Source organism: Nostoc sp. FACHB-888, from assembly GCF_014696655.1.
In the GTDB taxonomy this organism is placed as follows: Bacteria; Cyanobacteriota; Cyanobacteriia; order Cyanobacteriales; family Nostocaceae; genus Nostoc.
On sequence record NZ_JACJQM010000003.1, the window covers coordinates 87,044 to 104,970 of the forward strand.

17 protein-coding genes are annotated in these 17,927 nt (G+C 41.6%); 13 read left to right on the top strand and 4 right to left on the bottom strand.

Features of this window, described 5'->3' with window-relative positions:
• The 10 genes from H6G26_RS02965 (at position 1) to H6G26_RS03010 (ending at position 11,240) form a co-directional block, all read left to right on the top strand.
• Positions 1–897 carry a hypothetical protein gene (locus H6G26_RS02965; protein WP_242053575.1) on the top strand — a complete coding sequence of 299 codons (897 nt, stop codon included), beginning with the start codon at positions 1–3 and terminating at the stop codon, positions 895–897.
• A 22-nt stretch (positions 898–919) separates the two neighbouring features.
• Positions 920–1,450, top strand: coding sequence for a type II secretion system protein (locus H6G26_RS02970; RefSeq protein ID WP_190727855.1), 531 nt, complete (start codon positions 920–922; stop codon positions 1,448–1,450).
• Positions 1,451–1,534: 84 nt separating this feature from the next.
• Positions 1,535–2,182: a TIGR04282 family arsenosugar biosynthesis glycosyltransferase gene (locus H6G26_RS02975; protein ID WP_190727856.1), complete on the top strand. Its 648-nt coding sequence runs from the start codon at positions 1,535–1,537 to the stop codon at positions 2,180–2,182.
• A gap of 367 nt (positions 2,183–2,549) precedes the next feature.
• On the top strand, positions 2,550–3,392 hold the full coding sequence (locus H6G26_RS02980; protein WP_190727857.1) for an HpsJ family protein: 843 nt from the start codon (positions 2,550–2,552) through the stop codon (positions 3,390–3,392).
• Positions 3,393–3,518: 126 nt separating this feature from the next.
• Positions 3,519–4,427, top strand: coding sequence for a glycosyltransferase family 2 protein (locus H6G26_RS02985; RefSeq protein ID WP_190727858.1), 909 nt, complete (start codon positions 3,519–3,521; stop codon positions 4,425–4,427).
• A gap of 534 nt (positions 4,428–4,961) precedes the next feature.
• Entirely contained in the window at positions 4,962–5,726 is a 765-nt protein-coding gene (locus H6G26_RS02990) for a DUF502 domain-containing protein (RefSeq protein WP_190727981.1), read from the top strand.
• A 122-nt stretch (positions 5,727–5,848) separates the two neighbouring features.
• Positions 5,849–6,490, top strand: coding sequence for a transcription antitermination factor NusB (gene nusB / locus H6G26_RS02995; protein WP_190727859.1), 642 nt, complete (start codon positions 5,849–5,851; stop codon positions 6,488–6,490).
• Between the two features lie 210 nt (positions 6,491–6,700).
• Positions 6,701–8,353 carry a signal recognition particle-docking protein FtsY gene (gene ftsY, locus H6G26_RS03000; protein WP_190727860.1) on the top strand — a complete coding sequence of 551 codons (1,653 nt, stop codon included), beginning with the start codon at positions 6,701–6,703 and terminating at the stop codon, positions 8,351–8,353.
• 333 nt (positions 8,354–8,686) lie between these two features.
• Positions 8,687–8,929 (top strand): hypothetical protein, encoded by a 243-nt coding sequence (locus H6G26_RS03005; RefSeq protein ID WP_190727861.1) that lies wholly within the window; start codon positions 8,687–8,689, stop codon positions 8,927–8,929.
• Between the two features lie 922 nt (positions 8,930–9,851).
• The gene (locus tag H6G26_RS03010) at positions 9,852–11,240 is read left to right on the top strand and encodes a SpoIIE family protein phosphatase (protein WP_190727862.1); all 1,389 of its coding nucleotides are present in this window, start codon (positions 9,852–9,854) and stop codon (positions 11,238–11,240) included.
• Positions 11,241–11,909: 669 nt separating this feature from the next.
• On the opposite strand, the gene H6G26_RS03015 is transcribed toward H6G26_RS03010, so the two are convergent.
• Positions 11,910–13,193 (bottom strand): ankyrin repeat domain-containing protein, encoded by a 1,284-nt coding sequence (locus tag H6G26_RS03015; RefSeq protein ID WP_190727863.1) that lies wholly within the window; start codon positions 13,191–13,193, stop codon positions 11,910–11,912.
• 296 nt (positions 13,194–13,489) lie between these two features.
• On the opposite strand from H6G26_RS03015, the gene H6G26_RS03020 reads away from it, so the two are divergent.
• The gene (locus tag H6G26_RS03020) at positions 13,490–13,960 is read left to right on the top strand and encodes a DUF4079 domain-containing protein (protein ID WP_190727864.1); all 471 of its coding nucleotides are present in this window, start codon (positions 13,490–13,492) and stop codon (positions 13,958–13,960) included.
• Between the two features lie 64 nt (positions 13,961–14,024).
• On the opposite strand, the gene H6G26_RS03025 is transcribed toward H6G26_RS03020, so the two are convergent.
• Entirely contained in the window at positions 14,025–14,699 is a 675-nt protein-coding gene (locus H6G26_RS03025; RefSeq protein WP_190727865.1) for a DUF1997 domain-containing protein, read from the bottom strand.
• A 178-nt stretch (positions 14,700–14,877) separates the two neighbouring features.
• Here H6G26_RS03025 and H6G26_RS03030 point away from each other — a divergent pair, with 178 nt between their 5' ends.
• The gene (locus tag H6G26_RS03030; RefSeq protein WP_190727866.1) at positions 14,878–15,537 is read left to right on the top strand and encodes an NAD(P)H-binding protein; all 660 of its coding nucleotides are present in this window, start codon (positions 14,878–14,880) and stop codon (positions 15,535–15,537) included.
• Between the two features lie 206 nt (positions 15,538–15,743).
• Complete coding sequence (locus H6G26_RS03035) at positions 15,744–16,439, top strand: glycoside hydrolase family protein (RefSeq protein WP_190727982.1); 696 nt, start codon at positions 15,744–15,746, stop codon at positions 16,437–16,439.
• 14 nt (positions 16,440–16,453) lie between these two features.
• On the opposite strand, the gene menH is transcribed toward H6G26_RS03035, so the two are convergent.
• Positions 16,454–17,272 carry a 2-succinyl-6-hydroxy-2,4-cyclohexadiene-1-carboxylate synthase gene (gene menH / locus H6G26_RS03040; RefSeq protein ID WP_190727867.1) on the bottom strand — a complete coding sequence of 273 codons (819 nt, stop codon included), beginning with the start codon at positions 17,270–17,272 and terminating at the stop codon, positions 16,454–16,456.
• A gap of 242 nt (positions 17,273–17,514) precedes the next feature.
• Entirely contained in the window at positions 17,515–17,916 is a 402-nt protein-coding gene (locus H6G26_RS03045; RefSeq protein WP_190727868.1) for a metal-sensitive transcriptional regulator, read from the bottom strand.
• Between the last annotated feature and the right edge of the window lie 11 nt (positions 17,917–17,927).

Here is a 17,927-nt window from a genome sequence, read left to right on the forward strand (position 1 = left end):
ATGAACAGCAGAGAAAATGCCCGTGATCAAACCCAACAAGAAATGCAAATGGCATTGAACTACATAACCGCAGAATTACGGGAGGCTTTGTATGTTTATGATAATAATTGTCTGACAACAACGCCTCAAGGTACTGCTCCAACGGCTAGTATTGGCGCAACCGTCAATTATTGCCCAGGACTACAAAACTACTTACCAGCATCATTTACTACTTCTACTCAAAAACCAGTTTTGGCTTTTTGGAAACCAGAAACAATTCCTGATAGTGACTTAGCTGGTTTAGGTGATTGCAGTACTGTAACTACCGGCAAAGAACAAGAATGTAAAGACCTCATAACTAAGCGTCGGACTTATACATTAGTCGTTTATTTACAGTCAACGGATAATAGTAGCGTTCCTCCCACTTGGACGGGAAAATCTAGAATTCGACGGTATGCTTTAAGTAAATATAACTATGCAAATATTAATGAATTGAAAACTTTTACGCTATCTACAGGATATGTAGATCCGTATGGAACAGATAGTACTTCCTTTCAAATGTGGCCAAGAAAAACCAGTGATGGTGCTAATCTGCAAGCATCTCTCCCGTCAGCAGATGGTACTGCCACTTTAGTAGATTTTGTTGATGCTCCTGATGCAACACCTCCAGCTACTCTTCCTTCGTGTAACGCTGGCTATATCCGCAGTCCTGCAAGCGGTACTAGCTTTTTTGCCTGTGTGCGAACTGCTGTAGGCACAACAGGAGAAATAGCTCAAACTGGTATCAATCAAGACGTAGTTTTATATCTGAGAGGTAATGCAAACGGCAAATCAGGGGTAACAAGTAATAATTTCCGTCCAGTTTTACAATCTCAAGTACTTATGCGTGGTGTTATTGATAAAATTCCACAGTCATAAATAGCTGGTTTATAAACAAAATATGAAAAATCAACTACCTTCAAGGCAGTCAGATGCCGGTTTTACTTTAATTGAATTACTTGTTGTTATTATCATGGTTGGAATACTGTCTGCGATCGCTATTCCTGGTTGGCTGGGATTTGTAAATAGACAGAGAATAAATACCTCTCAAAATACAGCCTTGACATTACTGCGTGATGCTCAAGCTAAAGCTAAACAACAAAGAGTTAGTTGGCAAGCTTGTTTTTGGGATGATGGCAATCAAGTTTTAGCTTCAATACAACCTGTAATTTCTTCAAATGAATGTCAAAGCACGAATGGAAAATCTTTGATTGCAGATAACTCTAAAGCAATTACATTTACTTCCACTTTTACTCAAAACCCTCCTAACTACTATCGTGTACAGTTTAAGTATGATGGTTCTGTAAATGGAGTTGGAGAACTGGGTAAAATTACCTTCATACCTCGAAATAGTAGTGGTACTAAAGCGTGCATCTTCGTTTCAACTTTACTAGGCGCAATGCGGACTGATAAGGATAGTGGATGTAACTAATCAATCTGAGATGAAACACATTCATGCTATTGAATAACTCTATTTAAATTAAAATATTATTAGTTCATTTAAATAAGGTATTGTGTGCTGAATTTACCAGCAAAATCAAAACAGCACCTGATTATTTTCACTCGCTATCCAGAACCTGGGAAGACTAAAACCCGACTTATTCCTGCTTTGGGAACTGTTGGTGCTGCCAACCTTCAACGGGAAATGACTGAACATACAATATTTCAGGTTCAAGAATTGCAAAAAGTCATTGACATATCTATGGAAGTGCGGTTTGCAGGTGGCGATTTGCAACTTATGCAAAACTGGCTGGGGTTGGATTTAGTTTACCAGTCTCAAGGTGAAGGGGATCTAGGTTCGCGGATGGCGCGATCGCTTTTCGATGCCTTTCAATCTGGTGCAGAAAATGTAATTATCATCGGTACAGATTGTCCTGGAGTCAATGCCCAGATTCTAGCGACAGCCTTTGAAAAGTTACACACCTCTGACCTGGTACTTGGCCCTGCGATCGATGGTGGATATTACTTAATTGGTTTGCGCCAACCTATCCCGGAGTTATTCGTTAACATCGAGTGGGGAACTGCTCAAGTATTCCAGAAAACCGTGGATATTGCCCAGAAACTGAATTTATCACATATAAACTTGTCGCCTCTAGCCGATGTTGACCGACCGGAGGATCTGCCGATTTGGGAACAAGCCCTTGCAGGGGAGATAGAAAAATGAGGAGATAAGGAAGATATAGCAATTTTTGTATGGATGCAAGATCCGCTACAGGCGCACAGCTAATTGTATGACCCGACAAAAGGCCCGCGTTACGACCGATTGAAAACTGCAATAAGGGAGATCGGGTAATTAATCAGTCTTTTCTTACTACCCCGCATTAGCTTCGTATCTTCAAATACCAGGAATTTCCTGAAGACACTCTACATAACAAATGCTACTGTGGCCTAGTTGAAAACCAAGAGGCAGATAGCCTTTACCAGTATTGAATCTGCTTTGTGTTTCTACACAAAAGTTACCATCATGGGGACAATATTCAAGTAGCTTGAAATATGAAAATCACTCGTATTCACCGCCAGTTTGAAAAATTATGGTTAACCGTTTTCCTTCCGTGACTACTGCCCTCACACTTAAAGTAGTTGGAATAATCTGCATTTTGTCCTTTTTCGTTGACTTTTTTATTCTATTGTTACCCTTTCAACCAACTAATCGGGTATGGCAAATCAACTTGGCAACAGCGCTAGTTGATCGGGGAATTGTTCCTTTAGTAGGTTTGGGACTTCTATTTGCTGCCTATTGGATTGATAGTGCTGATGCAGGAGGCGATCGCCCCCAAGGTATTGATTTAAGATTTCCTGCTATGATCCTCTCAAGTATTTTAGGGTTGATGTTCTTGCTGATTTTTCCCCTACACCTTAATAACGTCAATCAAGCTAAGACTCAAACACTCAACCGAATCACCCAAGAAGCAGATCAGGCAGAAAATCAACTGAACGCTCGGTTATCGCAATTGCAAGCACAATTGAATACTGAGCAAGGAAAAGCTCAACTAGAGCAACTGCGAAACCAAACCAAAGCTCAGTTTAGTGAAATCCTTAAGGATGAGCAGAGATATAAGCAAGCACTTGAGAGTCCTCAAATTCCTGCAAATATCAAAGATTTGTTGAGGAAGGCTAAAACAGATCCCCAAGCACTTAACAAAGCTATCGAACAACAAACAGATATTAAGACACTACAAAGTCAACAACTAAGCCAAGTTCGCCAGCGCAGAGACGAAGCACAGCAACAAGCTAGAGATAATGCTTGGAAGTCTGGACTGCGGATTGGGATTAGCAGTTTGCTGTTGTCTATTGGTTACATTATCATCGGCTGGACAGGCTTAAAAGGCAGGGGTGCTGTACAAGGTGGTAAACCTAGAGCTACTGCACGCTAATCCACTATCGGTATGGCAGTAGAACGTATCCAATAATTATTGACGGCTTATACTGCCATGCGCCTAGTAGCTAATAACAATAAAAAGGCAATTATCACTGAGTAAAATCGCTATAAAACTTGGGTAATGTTCTCAATTTACATACTGACATATAACGAAGAATTAGATATTGCTGCTTGTATAGAATCGGCGATGCTATCGGATGACATAATTGTTGTGGATTCATGCAGTAGCGATCGCACTGTAGAAATCGCTAGTCGCTATCCCATCCGCGTCGTCCAACACGCTTTTGAAAGCCACGGACGCCAACGCACCTGGATGTTAGAGTCTATCCCTCCAAAGCACGGATGGGTTTATATTCTCGAAGCTGACGAGCGCATGACACCAGAACTATTCGCGGAATGCGAAAAGGTAAGTCAGAATCCAGATTACATCGGTTACTACGTGGCTGAACGTGTCATGTTCATGAATCATTGGATTCGCTACAGCACACAGTATCCCCGTTACCAAATGCGCCTCTTTTGCCACGGTAAAGTCTGGTTTACAGACTATGGTCATACTGAGCGGGAAGTTTGTGAGGGTGCAACTAGCTTTTTAAAAGAAACATACCCACACTACACTTGTAGCAAAGGTTTGAACCGTTGGATTGACAAGCATAACCGTTATTCTACAGATGAAGCTCAAGAAACGCTGTATCAGCTAGAACAAGGAAAAGTTAACTGGCGAGATTTATTCTTTGGCAAATCGGAAGTCGAAAAACGCCGCGCCTTGAAAGATTTGTCTTTGCGTTTACCCGCCAGACCATTGCTACGGTTTATATATATGTATTTTATCTTAGGCGGTTGTTTAGATGGACGCGCCGGACTTGCTTGGTGTACATTGCAGGCATTCTACGAATACCTGATTTTGCTCAAAGTCTGGGAAATGAAGTATCTACCAAAACCTAATTCAGACACAACGGCAATTCTGGCACAAGAGAGTACACAACAGGTGCAGTGTGCTGATTCTGAAACAACACAGGCTGATGTGGCGTGAAAGAGATTGGAGATTAGAAGGAATCCCAGTAAAATCAACAAGCAGCGATTGGAGGGTACGCGATCGCAAAATCAGAATCCAGAAGTAGGGACGCATAGCTAGCTATGCGTCCCTATCGCGTTTTCCACGTTAAACGAGAACCACCATAACAAATTAATATTTTTAACAGAGCATTTCATAAAAGCCGCACCTGCTCAAATGTCAGTGACTGACCAAATAAAATAATTCTTCTCTTTATCGGCTCTGACTTTTACAATCACGAGCAGCTTTTGATTGAGCGCGGTAGATTAGTAATACCCAAGAGACTTGCAACAATCATTTACAAGTCTTACAAAGAAAAGTAACATCCTTTGAGAATAACCAGTCAGCGTTGGATTGGTTAATGTCTATGTGTATGCTTGTAGGAAAATAGCTGATTTCCAGCAACAAGTACGTGTTTTTGCGGCGGCAGCCAAGCTGCTAGCGTTTTGGACAGTTACTTGCGGTAGAAACTGCCTAAAGTTAAAGTCTTCGGAATTTGACGAATCTGCTGGTATGAATACCAATAACAAAAGTTCCTCTAGCTTAAAACAGGAGAATCGGGGCTTGGTAATCGATCGCCTAAAACAGGACTTAAAAAACGACCTGATCGCTGGTTTGTTGGTAGTAATTCCCCTTGCAACCACTATTTGGCTAACGATTACCATTGCTACTTGGGTAATCAACTTCCTCACCCAAATCCCCAAACAACTAAATCCCTTTGATGGGTTAAATCCATTCTTGGTAAATCTACTGAATCTATTGGTAGGTTTAGCTGTACCACTATTAAGCATCTTGTTGATGGGCTTGATGGCTCGGAATATTGCTGGTAGGTGGTTGTTAGATTTTGGTGAGCGATTTTTACAGGCAATTCCTTTAGCAGGACAGGTATACAAAACGCTAAAACAGCTTTTAGAAACAATATTAAAAGATTCTAATGGCAAGTTTCGTCGGGTAATTTTGGTAGAGTATCCCCGTCGAGGCATTTGGGCGATCGCTTTTGTCACTGGTGTAATCAGCAGTGATATCCAAGCCCAGATGTCTCGCCCCGTGCTAAGTGTTTTTATACCCACCACCCCGAATCCGACTACTGGATGGTACGCAGTCGTTCCTGAAGACGAGGTGGTAAACCTCTCCATATCAATTGAAGACGCCTTTAAAATAGTTGTATCAGGTGGGATTGTTGCTCCCAATACGCCCTTATTTTTCCCTAAAGAGTCCACACTAGAAATAAAACACGACGAAATCAAGCAGCAGGTTATTCCCGTTGAAGAAACTTAAAATCAATCTGGCAAAGTCACAAGCAAATGCGTAATGTTGTTGTTTGACTGTGCCAAAATTGATAGACTTATAAGTTTGTCCTGCCTAGTTAATCAGTTCTTGCACAATCACCCCTCAGTTTTATGCAACCTCGTAAACCCCAGCAAATTGCTCGTGAATTGGCGCTTTTAAGCCTTAGCCAATTGCCAGTAAACCCCAAAAAATTAGATAAATTGGAAGATGATCAACTAGTATCTAAGTTGGTGCTAGGAGCAGTACGCACTCTGACTTCAGAAGTGCAAGATACCCTCGATAATGCCGCAGGTGAACTGCAACGCAGTAATGACCGCCTTTTAAGTAGCCAAACTCGGGCCTCCGACCTCAATTCTGCGAGAACAATGCTCCAAGAAGCGATCGCCTGTACCCAGACAGCAATCAATCAGTTGGGTACAGCAATGGATTTCCCAGTATTGATCCAGCTAGCGAATCAGGATAAGGGAGTTCGTAATTACGCTAAAGAGCTTGTGATTACCGTCAACGAAAATCGACACATTATAGATGAACTCATTTCTACTGCCTTAGTAGATTGGCAAGTAACTCGCCTCGCCCAGATTGACCGCGATATCCTGCAAATCGCTGTGGCAGAAATGAAGTTTTTAGGAGTTCCAGACAGCATTGCCATCAACGAAGCTGTAGAGTTAGCTAAACGCTACAGTGGAGACGATGGTCATCGGTTTATTAACGGTGTTTTGCGCCGAGTCATTGAGCAGAAAAAAACAGCATAATTTTTATATTGCCGTGGAGAAAAGTCTGTAGCCGCTTCTGCGGCTTCCTCCGAGCGAACGTTCAAAGCGAAGCTCGTAGTTATAGCGATTCTTTTCAAACTAGCGTTGAAAGGTGAGGATAACCGGGAAGTTTTCACCACAAGAAAAAGTGCAAACTTAAATTAAACTCATAACTTATAACTTATAACTCATAGAACTAATACTGCTGCAATGGTTTTTAATTGGTTCCGTCGTAAATATAACGATTCCTCTGAGACTCCCTCTGATAAAAAACAGGAAGAAACCCCTCCTGCACAAGAACCCCAACCAGAGCCAGCCGAAACGTCAACACCAACTGCTGAAACTGCACCAGACTTGTTAGCGTTTGCTAAAGCTGCCTACAAAAATATTCAGCAAAAACAACAAGTCGAGGTAGTAGAAACTCAGCCTGATTCAGCAGATAACTCAGCAGAAGCTGAAACCGTAGAAACAGCAATTACGGAAATCACTGAACCAGAAACAACTGAGGAACCTGTTAGTACAGCCCCAGAAACAGCACCTCCAGAAGTTATTCAAGCTGCTACTGAGGAAGAAAGTGCAGAAGATTCCTTAGTAGCAGCAATTGCTGAAGATCCAGATGTTGAAAGCCCAGAAATAACGACAAGTGAAACTGAACCAACATCTATTGAAACATTAGTTACGCCAGAGGCAACACAGCCAACAGCACCAGCCACCTCATCCTTCTTACAACGAGCAGCAGCAGAACGGCAAGCCAAGCTGGAACAACTAATGGCTACCGCCATTGAAGTTCCAGAACCAGAGGTAGTACAGCCAGTAGCTGCAACTTCAGACACAGGAGAGGAAATTCCTGGACTGGTATTTGATGATGGGTTTGTCTGGTCGGCGAAAGTCTTAGCAGATCAAGGTAGAAGTCCAGAAGACGTTTCTATTGAAGAAATTACCTGGCTGAAAAAGCTCCGGCAAGGGTTAGACAAAACTCGCCGGAGTATTCTCAACCAACTGAAGGCGATCGTTGGTCAAGGGCCGCTAAACCAAGCTGCTGTGACAGAAATTGAGGCATTGCTCCTGCAAGCTGATGTGGGTGTAGAGGCAACAGACTTTATTATTAATGCCTTACAGACAAAACTTCGAGAAGAAGTTACTGCACCTGAAGAAGCGATCGCTTATCTGAAAAAAATCCTCCGGGATATGCTGGATGCACCAAGCATTGCATCCCAGAAAACTAGCTTTACCCCAGAAAAAGAAATCCTGAATATTTGGTTAATCACTGGGGTGAATGGTGCCGGTAAAACCACTACCATCGGCAAAATTGCTCACTTGGGACAAAAATCTGGTTATAAATGCTTGATTGGCGCAGCAGACACCTTCCGCGCCGCCGCCGTCGAACAAGTGAAAGTTTGGGGTAGTAGAAGTGGTGTAGAAGTAATTGCCAATCCGGGAAAGAATACAGACCCGGCAGCAGTTGTATTTGACGCGATCGCAGCCGCCCAAGCGCGGCAAACAGAATTACTTCTGGTAGATACAGCTGGGCGACTGCAAAACAAGAAAAATTTAATGGACGAACTCGGCAAAATCCGGCGAATTATCGACAAAAAAGCCCCAAATGCCAAAGTTGAATCTCTTTTAGTTCTAGATGCCACTTTAGGTCAAAATGGACTGCGGCAAGCCGAAGTTTTCTCCCAAGCGGCCCAACTGAGTGGCGTTGTCTTAACCAAGCTAGATGGCACTGCCAAAGGCGGTGTTGCCCTTGCCGTTGTGCAACAGCTAGGTTTACCTATTCGCTTTATTGGTGCTGGCGAAGGAATTGAAGATTTGCGTCCCTTTTCTAGCTATGAGTTTGTTGAAGCTCTATTGAGCGGCTAATTGGGAGTTAAATATTTTTCTTGACAACTAATAAGTTTAGGGATAACTGATCTGGTATTATCACTTGAACTAATTAGAAAGAAAAGACTAGAAACAGATCAAGTTCTATAAATCATGAGTTTGTCAGCATAAATGGGTAACTTTTGTTAAAATCTCAAGCTAATGCCCTTTTTTCACGCTCTGAATGGGCATTTAGTTGCAACACGCAAAACTCCGCAAACTTCCATTTTGTAGCAATTTAAAGGGCAAGCGAGACGCTCACCCCCACAAATACAGCTATTGGAGGATGGACAGCTGTCTAACGGTGAGCAATGCGTTGGGGAGCCAGCGCGGATGAGTCCAGCACTGTGGAATGGTTTGCCTCCACAGGTTGGTTGTGTTGACTATAGCGACTTGTACTCCTCGCTTTGCGAACAGAGAAGCAAGCTACGCGCAGGGGCAACTACAGGAGAAGGAACTGCGTTCGGGAGTTGGGAGAGCTGCACACTGCACGTAACTTACTTAAAAGTAGGAGTACGAGCTTCATCTGTTTGCCCAGCGCCGACATTAGGAAAAGGACGGCTTCCGACATCATAACTTCATAAAATCGTCCACTGTGGACTTAAAAAGTGAATTGGTGTAAGTAAGCTGATTCAACACTCTCAGGTGTATTTTCAGTTCCTACTTGCAAAAGTATCTACAAATATTTTCTTGTAGTCAATCGAGAGGTTTTAACTCTGATGGTTAAACTAAAACCCTCTCTCTCGCTTTTAACTTAAACTTTTTGGAGGATATTTTTTTAGATTTAGTGTCATCTCTTCTATTCATATCTTACACTTACCAAATGACTACTCCTAAAATCCAATACAGGTTAATGGTTTGAGTCTGTTACCGCTAACTCAAAAGATTGGGTTATCTCACTTTTATTCCGTTTTAATGGGTTAAATTTTTGCATATTTGGCAATTCAAAACGAGAAATTCAAAATTAAAAGCTCAATCTTGGCGATTATTCCAGCAATTATGGTATACAAATTAAGTATTTGAATACTTATTTATATATTCTCAGGTATGGAAATTCAGTTTAAGTCTGTTTTTACGAGACCCAAGCTCGATTTGAGTCGTTATAGAGGTTTTTACTGAAAAAACTTCCAGTCTCCTAGTTGCCTCTGCCCAAACGGCTACTCTGAAAGCATGATGAATTATCCTTTTAATAAAGTATTTTTATGACTATAGAGATATGCTTTGGGAATTAAGTTATGAAAAAATGAAAATCTTTCTTAACTATCACCGAAAACTAGTAATTTTTACGGGTTGGCTTTTGATTAAAAATACATGATTTGAAATTACTAATATTCGATCAAAAATACAATAAGCCAATAAAATACTGAGAAAAGTTGCCTGTTACGTCTTTATACTCTTGCTAAAATGACAAGTCTTGTCTAAATATGGTTTAGCAATGCCAAAGCCAAAAGATTTATAAGTAATCTAAAATCTGCCAATATAAAGTGCAATAGTACCTGTGCCTGTGTCTCAACTGCCCTCTCAACCCACTGACAACAATAGTAGTGCCGCGACAGATGTCACACCAGTCGTAGCACTTAAAGAACTCGTGGCAAGGTTGCACCGGGAACAGAACAAAATTCAAGATTTGCTAAGTTCTTTAGGATTTGCCCTGAGAAGTTTCAATAATTTGAATCAGTTTTTGGAGCTGATCCCGCTGATGGCAACAAGAGTGACAGATGCAGACGGCAGCGCCCTGTTTCTCTACAAAAATGGTCAAGTCAGGTTAGAGCAGTTACATTGGCAAGATAGTGGACAGCGCAAGAATATCCGCAAAGCGTTAGAAATAGCCAGCAGTCAAATCCCGCTTGTATCCAATACTGCCCCTCTAGCCAATGCCACCGGGATTTTGGATGACCAGATGCATCGCTATCTGGGGACAGATGTACAAATCTTTGGCACAGCGATTCTGGTAAAGCATACAGAACGGGGATGGCTCTATGTCTTGAGCCGCGATCCAGAATATAGTTGGACAGAAACCAGGCAAAAGTTAGTTAGGTTAGTAGCAGACCAAACAGCAGTAGCGATCGAAAACGATGAACTAGCTGTAGAACTAAGAAAAAAAGAACGCCTAGACCAAGAACTAGAAATTGGCGCAGAAATTCAACGGCGACTTCTGCCACGTCAATGTCCCATAATCCCTGGTGTAGTTTTAGCGGCACGCTGTAAGCCGGCCAATCGCGTCGGCGGAGACTACTACGACTTTATTGCTACTAATCACAATAAGATTCAGCCCAAGGCCAAAGATGGTACAGAAACTGGTCGCTGGGGTTTGGTTATTGGAGATGTCATGGGCAAGGGTGTCCCCGCAGGGCTGATTATGACGATGATGCGGGGAATGCTACGCGGTGAAGTACTACATGGTAATTCCCCAGCCGGAATTCTGCAAAACTTAAATAGAGTTATGTATGCGGATTTGGAAAATTCCCACCGCTTCATAACGCTATTTTACTCAGAATATAATCCCCACAACCGAATTTTGTCTTATAGCAATGCGGCACACAATCCTCCGTTATGGTGGCACGCAGCTACGAAAACTGTCAGCCGTTTAGATACTCTAGGAATGTTAATCGGTTTGGATGCTAACAGCCAATATGAAGATGCCCAGGCACAATTAGAGCCTGGGGATACAATTATTTATTATACAGATGGCTTGACCGATGCCGCCGCCGCTAGTGGCGATCGCTTCGATGAAGATAATTTTGTCACTGGCTTCAATACAGCTTGCAAGTACTGCAATGGGCCACAAGAGATTGTGGATTACTTATTTGACCAAGTTGAGCAATTCATCGGTGCTGATAAGCAAAACACTGATGATATGACACTAGTTGTTCTACAAATTTTATAGTTATTAGCCATTTTTGCTTGGTCAAGTCATGATTAAACCGATGGTGACTGAGGATTTACCATACTAAATCAGGACTTACGCACTCAGATCCCCCAACCCCCTTAAAAAGGGGGCTTTAGAAGTTCCCCTCTTTTTAAGGGGGGCTAGGGGGGATCTAGATTTCAGGCTTCAGTGCATAAGTCCTATAAATTTAATTTTTTCTTTATTTTTTTCTTTGACTGCCGTAGCAATCGCCCAAATGGTCGCACATCAACCTTTTTTGAGATTCGTTTATATTCAGTCTTTAGGAGGATACATAAAAAATGATCGTTACAATACTTTTCTCTTAAAGTAAAAACTATATATTTTGCACATCTAGCACAGTAGGAAACGCCGAGGGAGAGACTAGGTAAAAGGTACAAGGTAAAAAGTAAAAGGTAAATTTACTTCTTCATTTTTGCTTTCTTTCTATCCTTGTGGCGCAAGCATTTCGCCTGCTCCCCCTTAGCGTTTTAATTTTTCTTTTCTCCGCCGTAGTAAGTTCACAACAGCTACGACGGAGTTTTGCTTTCTTTGTCTCTTACGCCTAGACTTGGCTTTTTAAATCTCCTTGGTATTTAAGTAAATAACCTTCATTTAATGATTTGTCAAGATATTTCTGAAAATATTTTAGTTAAAGAATTCAGATAACTATTCTTGCGCCCCAGCTTTTTGCAGACTCCGCACCACATTCTTATAACCATTAAATTCTGCAATCATCAAAGCAGTATAACCACCCCGGTTTTTCAAATTCATATCTGCCCCAGCTTGTAATAATACGTGTACAATTTCGCTGTAACCTGCTGAGGCAGCCCACATTAATGCTGTTGCCCTCGCTGAGTCTTGAAAATTCACATCCGCCCCCTTTGCCAGCAGCAAATGTATTATCTCTGTGTGCTTGCGTTCGGTTGCCTTGCTCAAAGCAGTTTTGCCATCATCGCCCGGAGTGTTGGCATCAGCACCATAGTCTAGCAACACTTTCACTGTTTGGCTGTGTCCTTGTGATGTAGCCAGCGTCAAAGGTACTTCGCCAAGGTTTTTCTCGGTAATATCTGCCCCAGAACGCAGCAATGCTTCGACGATATTGCTGTGCCCCTGCAATGCTGCTACGAGCAGTGGTGTATCACCCAGGTGGTTCCTAATTTGGACATCTGCACCCTTGTTAAGTAACACTTGCACGACATCAATGTAGCCTTCTACAACGGCAAGGTGTAGAGCAGTTTCGCCATCTTGGTCTTGGAGATTAATTTCAGCACCTCGATCTAGTAAAGCTGCTGCGATCGCACTATGTCCAGCAGCAGCTGCTGCCGATAGGGCAGTTCCACCATCAGCGTTTTTCACATCCACATCAGCCCCTGCTGCTAGCAGTGCTTCCACAACCTCCAAATGTCCCAAATCTGCCGCTAATGTTAAGAGTGTCTCACCCTCCTGATCTCGGATATCGACATCGACACCAGTTTGGAGAATTACTTGTAAAACTTCTATTTTTCCCTGCTTAACGGCAAGTTTCAACGCAGTATCATCATCTTGGTCTGCGATATTCACCTTTGCACCAGCAGCCAATAAGAGTCGCACTATATCGACATGGCCTTTGAGTACAGCTGCCATTAAAGCTGTGCTGCCATCTTCATTAGTGGCATTTACATCAGCACCTTTAGATAGTAAAAGCTGTACAATGTCAAGCTGTTTGGCACTAGCCGCCAACATTAAAGCCGTCAAACCATAGAGTTTTCTGGGCAAGTTGATATTTGCCCCAGCATCCAGCAGCGATCGCACAATTTCGGTGTAACCTAAATTGGCAGCAAACATTAATGCTGTCGTGCCTTGGCGATCACACGCGTCCACACTCGCACCAGCAGCTATTAGGGCACACAGATGCTTAATATCCCCGCTTTTAGCCGCTTTTAGCAGCAAAGTATCATTGTTTTCAGTCATGGATGAGATCCCCCACAGGGGGTTTTGTTCGTCTACCCTCAAAATTTAGTCTGAGATTGTTTATCCACTTTGGCAAGAGGGTTATGCAATTCAAAATTCAAAATTTAAAATTAAAATTTAATAAATCCAGTCTTGGCAAACATTCTGGCTATTGACTTGATGCAAATTAAACTGAGGGAGGCTTCACTCTTCTGTTTTTTCGTCTTTCTCAGCCTCTTTTAGCTTGTGCAACTTTAAGCACAGGAAATAGAGTTATGCTAATTTTTATGAAGATTTAATAATTGGGCGAGAACACTATGAGTCTGGAACTTTCTGCATCGGTGAAATATTGGCTGAACTTCTTTCATCCGGTGCTCATGTGGGCGCTATTAGTACTCTCAATTTATGCTGCTTACTTGGGGCTGCAACTCCAGCGTACCAGAAATGCTCAGGGGGAAGAAAAGAAAGAACTGCTTAAAGGTAGATATAACGTTAGACACTACCAAATCGGGTCTATACTCCTAGCTTTGATGGTAGTAGGTGCGATCGGAGGGATGGGTGTCACTTACATCAATAATGGCAAGTTATTTGTCGGGCCTCACCTACTGGCAGGACTGGGCATGACGGGTCTGATTGCATTTTCTGCTGCTTTGTCGCCTTATATGCAAAAAGGGGCAAATTGGGCGCGTGCAACTCACATTTTGCTAAATTTCACGCTTTTGGGACTTTTTGCTTGGCAGGCTGTGACTGGTGTGCAAATTGTCCAAAGAATTCTCACTAAAGCTTAGTCCTTTGCCATTTGTCATTTGTCATTTGTCATTAATTTTTGACAAATGACAAAAAACTGTTGGCTCACCGTTTTTGCTTAGAATTAGTAGGAAATGGTATTTCCAAAGATTTATGAAAATCTTCTTGAACTTTGCGAGTTAAGCGGCGGGAGACTTGACGGACAATTTGGTTAAGTAAGCGATCGCCTGTAGATTGAATTATAGATTTGGGTAATCGCTGAATAAACTTAGGGAAGTGCAAATCAACTATTAAATCCAATTCCCATTCAACTCTTGTAACCTCACCAATGCTAGTAGAAGTATCGTTTTCTACTAACTGTAGAGATGCCCGATAGTCTACGTCATAACCAGGCGGTTGGTAATCAGGAATAGGGATTGTACGGATGCGGTAAATACCCTCATCCGGGGGCAACAATTCCAAACCAATTTTTGGTTCTACATCATAACCAAAAGCACCAAAACGACCAATTACTAAAGCGTAGCCATTTTCCCCAAGTAATTGCACCTTCATGGGTTCAGCGCAACGGGAAAACCATGAGGCGTGATTATTAAGATACTCAGCAACCTTCTCTGCTGAGGCAGGCATTTCCATAAAATCTTGATAACGACCATAAAATTTTGTGGCCGTCGCTACATTTGCTTCTATTAATATGTCCTCTGCTTCTTCTTGGCTGGAGGCTACAGGTAAAACTGCTTCTGTTATTTCCCAGGATTTATATTCGGCTTTTCTTGAAAGCATAAATGCATTAATGTATACTTTGGCGTTCGTCTATATCAATAATTCCCCACGTACCTGGGTGATTTCGCACTCATATATCATTTTTACCGAAACCTCATTAATCTGCCATCAACTCCATAGAATTACTAAAATAAAGAACTGAACAAGCACACAATAGTTTCCCAGGATAGCATTTCTCATGAAAGCATTTGTAGCAGGGGCAACGGGTGAAACAGGTCGCCGGATTGTGCAAGAGTTGATAGCGCGGAATATTCCCGTCCGAGCCTTGGTAAGGGATATAGAGAAAGCTAGGGGTATTCTGCCTCCTGAAGCCGAATTAGTAGTAGGTGATGTGTTACAACCACAAAGTTTAAATGCTGCGTTGGGAGATAGCACAGTTTTGTTGGTTGCTACTGGTGCAAAACCTAGCTTTGACCCCACTGGTCCCTATAAAGTAGATTTTGAAGGAACTAAAAATCTAGTAGAAGGTGCTAGGGCAAAGGGAATTGAGCATTTTATCTTAGTTTCTTCTTTGTGTACTTCGCAGTTATTCCATCCACTGAACTTGTTTTGGCTGATTTTAGTGTGGAAAAAACAAGCTGAAGAGTATATCCAGAAAAGTGGTCTTACCTATACGATTGTGCGACCTGGTGGGTTGAAAAATGAAGATAACACCGACGCGATCGTAATGCAGAGTGCTGATACACTCTTTGACGGTAGCATCCCCAGGCAAAAAGTCGCCCAAGTTGCTGTTGAGGCGTTGTTTGAAGCGGATGCACGCAATAAAATTGTCGAAATTGTTGCCAAACCTGAAGCTACTTCCAAAACTTTTGGTGAGTTATTTGCTAATGTCGCGTAATCAACCAGTGGCGAGTTAGAGTTAAAACTCTTTTGCTTGGATACAACACGCGCTTTGGGCACAGCCTTGCTGTGCCCCTACGAATGTATTAGAGTGAACTTTGCCAGAATGAGTTCGTCGATAATTTTTGTGAGTAAAAAGAAAAAGAGCGAATTGGAAGGAGTCGGACTCTGAAGGGCTTTAAATTCAAAGGTGTTGAAAAACTTATTGGGCCAATAGCCGCGCTTCTTGGCTTTGTGTATTTGTTGCAATGGTATATTACTGGAGACTTGCGATCGCCTTCTGATCCCATCTTTGCAGTTAAACAGCCGCCTTTGGTAATGAAAGGGGGCGACCCCTATATCCGCGCTTTAATGCGAACCATCTCGGCGAGTGAAGCGAGTGGTAATCGTCCCTATTCGCTGTTATATGGTGGACAAAAAGTCAACGACCTTAGCCGACATCCTGAGATATGCGTCACAATTGTTACAGGACCAAATACAGGTAATTGTTCTACGGCTGCTGGCAGATATCAAATTATCAATATTACTTGGTATCGTTTAGCCCCCCTTTATCACCCAAATCCAATGCAAATGATGTTTTGGACTGCTTATAGTTTTGAAGCAGAATATCAAGATGTAGTTGTTTACCGTTGGCTAAATGATTCTAAAGTTTGGGGAACAGATATTTCTCAACTGTTGCGTCAGGGAAAGTTAAATGATGTTTTGCGGCGGCTCTCTCCCACCTGGACAAGTCTAGGATATGGTATAGAAACTAATTCTGTTAGTAGCTCTTTACCTAAGATTTATCAGAAAATGTTACAAGAGGAATTAACCGCAGTTAATCAACTAAAAACCCCGAATTCGACACCATCCCGAACTCCTTCTAGCAATGCAGGAAAGAAGTTGCCAAAAAGCCAGTGAAGTTATCCTAATTTTTAAGTTGCTGCATACAAAAAATCTTTGATATTTTCCACAAATGCCAAAGTATTTTCAAAGTGAATATTATGTCCAGCATTACTAATTATTTTTAGTTGAGCAAATTTACAGATTTGAGCCATTTCTGTATTAATAGATATAAATTTTTTATCATATTCACCGACTAGTAAGAGCAGAGGTATTTTATTTATTTGTAGCTTTTCCCACAAAGAAGGTTGGCATCCAATACCCATGAAGCGCAATGATTTATCTAATTCTTGTGGATTATTTTGCAACCGACTTTTTATCATGCGATCGTATTCTGGATGATTTTTTATAGAACCAAAAATTGGTTGATTATACCAATTTGATAAAAAAGTTACAAAATCACTTTTTCCAAGACTTCTTGTCAGTTTTCTGCCTATTTGCGTATCAAGTTTAATGCGTTCTAATCTTTCTAATTCTGTTGTCAAACCTGGGGAAGCTGACTCTAACACAACTTTATGAAAACGTTCTGGAAAATGCAGAGTGAGGTATAAAGCCAATCTCCCACCCATTGAATAACCAATTAAAAAACATTTAGCAATTTTTAACTGATCCAGTAAGTTTATTAAAGCATCAGCAGTGTTTGCCATCGTATAGTACTCGTCCCCACCCAAAACTTTAGTTTTGCCGTGTCCAGGAAGGTCAAGTATTAAATAATAAAACTCGTCAGATAATAATTTTATGGCTTCATTAAATTCATCTATATTGCCCATAAAACCGTGCAAAAAAAGAATTGGTGGTTTGTCTGGGTTGCCAATTAAGGAATAGTAAAATTGATAGTTTTCTCCGATCATAGTCTAGCTCAAAACCATCGTTGCTATACAGCAAATTATCTTATTGAATAAGCTTATTTTCTCGTTTCCCGTTTTTAGGAGGGAACAGGAAAAAGCAGAGAAAGTTTATTAAAATAGATTGACTATCAGTTCACAAGCTGATGTTGCTATTGTGAATATCATGATGCACTATTGAATTTTAATGTATCGCTGTTAGTGCATCACCAATTTTGCAAATGTATTTCACATTCTTCTTCTAATTTTTAAGGCAAAAATCGATCTAAAGCAGCTTTTAACTGTTTAATTTCAACCTCAATATTACCCTCTTGTGCGGCTCTAGCAATACACTCAGTTAAATGTTCATCCAAAACAATTCGTGCTACCTTATCTAATGCGCCCCGGACTGCGGCAATTTGCAGTAGAACATCAGGACAAGGGCTATTTTGCTGCACCATTGTTTTGATACCACGAACATGACCTTCTATCCGCGATAATCGATTGGCAATTCGTCGTAATGACTCTTCGGTATGGACGTGAGGATGAGCCTGCTCTCCAGTTTCATGAGTATGATCTTTATGCTGGTGGTCTGTATTGTGATGGTGGGAATGCTCTGCTTGCTGGGATGTTGGCAAGGATTCCTTAGCTAATTGGTTTGATCCGTTCATTAGGTTATCAA